Raw genomic sequence first — 658 nt, forward strand, 5'->3', positions numbered from 1 at the left:
GGGCCGGAGACGACCACCGAGGCGGTGACATGAGCGTTTCCCTGGGACTGCCGCGGCTGCGCGATGCGGGTCCGGGCCCGAGCGGTGCACCGCGGGAGGCGGGGCTCGTGGACCGCCACGGCCGCCGCGCCACCGACCTGCGCCTGTCGGTGATCGACAAGTGCAACCTGCGCTGCACCTACTGCATGCCCGCCGGAGGCCTGCCCTGGCTGCCCGCCGCCCAGCTGATGACCCCCGCCGAGATCACCCGCCTCGTCCACGTCGGGGTGGCCGAGCTCGGGGTCACCGAGCTGCGCCTGACCGGCGGGGAGCCCCTGGTGCGGGCCGACCTCGAGGACATCATCGCCGGGATCCGTGCCGCCCACCCGGACCTGCCGGTCTCGCTCACCACCAACGGCATCGGCCTCACCACCCGCGCGGCCACCCTGGCGGCGGCGGGGCTGACCCGGATCAACATCTCCCTGGACAGCCTGGACGCCGACACCTTCCGCACCCTGGCCCGGCGGGACCGGCTGACCGACGTGCTGGCCGGGGCCGAGGCCGCGGCCGCCGCCGGGCTGGACCCGGTGAAGATCAACGCGGTGCTCATGCGCGGGGTCAACGACCACGAGGCCCCGGAGCTGCTCGCGTGGGCGCTGGCGCGCGGCTTCGCCCTGCG

Annotated in this window: 1 protein-coding gene; it reads left to right on the forward strand. The window is 75.5% G+C overall.

Annotated elements, in window-relative coordinates; all coding sequences use genetic code 11:
• Positions 1-29: 29 nt before the first annotated feature.
• Positions 30-658: radical SAM protein (locus RF644_RS18725; protein ID WP_368797661.1), on the forward strand; the 629-nt coding region annotated here is incomplete at its 3' end.

The organism is Kocuria sp. CPCC 205258 (genome assembly GCF_040981005.1).
In the GTDB taxonomy this organism is placed as follows: domain Bacteria; phylum Actinomycetota; class Actinomycetes; order Actinomycetales; family Micrococcaceae; genus Kocuria; species Kocuria rosea.